This window comes from Nguyenibacter vanlangensis, from assembly GCF_013376155.1.
In the GTDB taxonomy this organism is placed as follows: domain Bacteria; phylum Pseudomonadota; class Alphaproteobacteria; order Acetobacterales; family Acetobacteraceae; genus Gluconacetobacter; species Gluconacetobacter vanlangensis.
The window spans coordinates 1-1,324 of sequence record NZ_JABXXP010000742.1 but is presented as its reverse complement, the minus strand read 5'-3'; the positions used below and the strand labels follow the sequence as shown (position 1 = coordinate 1,324).

Sequence of the window (1,324 nt, the reverse complement as noted above, 5' to 3'; positions counted from 1 at the left end):
AGCGCACCCATCAGCGGCCCGGCCGCCCCGGCATAGACCGGCACGTCCCCCCGCCCCGCCAGTTCCAGCGCCATCAGCGCGTTGCGCGTCGTCAGCGCCAGCGGCACGTTGCCGCCCACGGTGGTCAGCGCCAGCACCTCCAGCTCGTCGGGCGAGGCCAGCGCCATCAGGAACGCCACCGCATCGTCCGGCGACGGATCGGTATCGATGATGATGGGACGGATCATCCCCCAGCCCTCCCCGTCAGGACTCAGCGCCGGCGCGTCGGATACGCCACCCCCAGCGCGTCGCGCGCCTCGGTGGCCAGGCGATCGACCCGCTCGTTATTCTCGTCGCCCGAATGGCCGCGCACCCAGCGCCAGCTCACCTCGTGCCGGGCGCTCACATCCAGCAGCCGCCGCCACAGATCCATGTTGGCCACCGGATCGCCCGCGGCATTGCGCCAGTTGCGCCGCACCCAGCCCGTATGCCAGCGGGTGATGCCGTTGCGCACATATTCGCTGTCCGTATGCAGCACCACCCGGCACGGACGCTTCAGCGCCTCCAGCGCCTCAGCCGCCGCCGTCAGTTCCATGCGGTTGTTGGTGGTCTCGGCCGCGCCGCCCGAAATCTCACGCTCGCTGCCCCGGAATTTCAGCAGCGCCGCCCAGCCGCCCGGCCCCGGATTGGGCTTGCACCCCCCGTCGGTCCAGATCTCGACCAGCGACAGATCCGTCTCGGCATCCGCCTCGGCCGGCCGCTCGGCGTCAGAAACCATGATCCGCCGCTCCCGACGACGCGTCCGCCGATGCCGCGCGATGGAACCGCAGGCGCGGCAGGTAATCCAGCGGGTCCTTGCGCGTCACCATCGCGCCGGCCGGCGTGTTCACCCAATCATACAGCCGGGTCAGCAGGAACCGCATCGCCGCCCCCGCCGCCAGCACCGGCAGCGCCGCGCGCTCCGCCTCACTCAGCGGCCGAACCGATTCGTACCCCGCGATCAGCGCGCGCGACCGCGCCGCATCGAACCGCCCCTGCGCGTCGAAACACCAGGCGTTCAGGCAGATCGCGACGTCGTACGCCAGGATGTCGGTGCAGGCGAAATAGAAATCGATGATTCCGGACACCGCGCCGTCCAGAAAGAAGACATTGTCCGGAAACAGATCGGCATGGATCTGCCCGCGCGGCAGCGCGCCCGGCGCCGGCCAGGCCGGCAGGATCTCCGCCAGCGCCGCATCCAGCTCGGCCACCAGCCCCGGCTGCACCGAATCGCCGTCCCTCCGGCAGGAATCCAGCAGGCCCGGCCAGGATCCGGGGCCCAAGGCATTGGGGCGCACGGCGTCAT

At 70.8% G+C, this 1,324-nt stretch carries 3 protein-coding genes; all 3 read right to left on the bottom strand.

All coding sequences use genetic code 11. The features are described from left to right. A partial coding sequence (locus HUK84_RS18620) for a nucleoside hydrolase (protein ID WP_176641554.1) occupies window positions 1-227 on the bottom strand: 227 nt, incomplete at its 3' end. A 23-nt stretch (window positions 228-250) separates the two neighbouring features. Then, window positions 251-757 carry a ribonuclease HI gene (gene rnhA, locus HUK84_RS18615; RefSeq protein WP_176641553.1) on the bottom strand — a complete coding sequence of 169 codons (507 nt, stop codon included), beginning with the start codon at window positions 755-757 and terminating at the stop codon, window positions 251-253. Further along, window positions 747-1,324, bottom strand: a 578-nt coding sequence (locus tag HUK84_RS18610; protein WP_176641552.1) for a phosphotransferase, incomplete at its 5' end; no start/stop codon positions are given. The genes HUK84_RS18610 and rnhA, both read right to left, overlap by 11 nt.

Bases quoted from the DNA above. Each gene is read 5' to 3' on its own strand.
- rnhA (WP_176641553.1), bottom strand. From the start codon at position 757: ATGGTTTCTGACGCCGAGCGGCCGGCCGAGGCGGATGCCGAGACGGAT.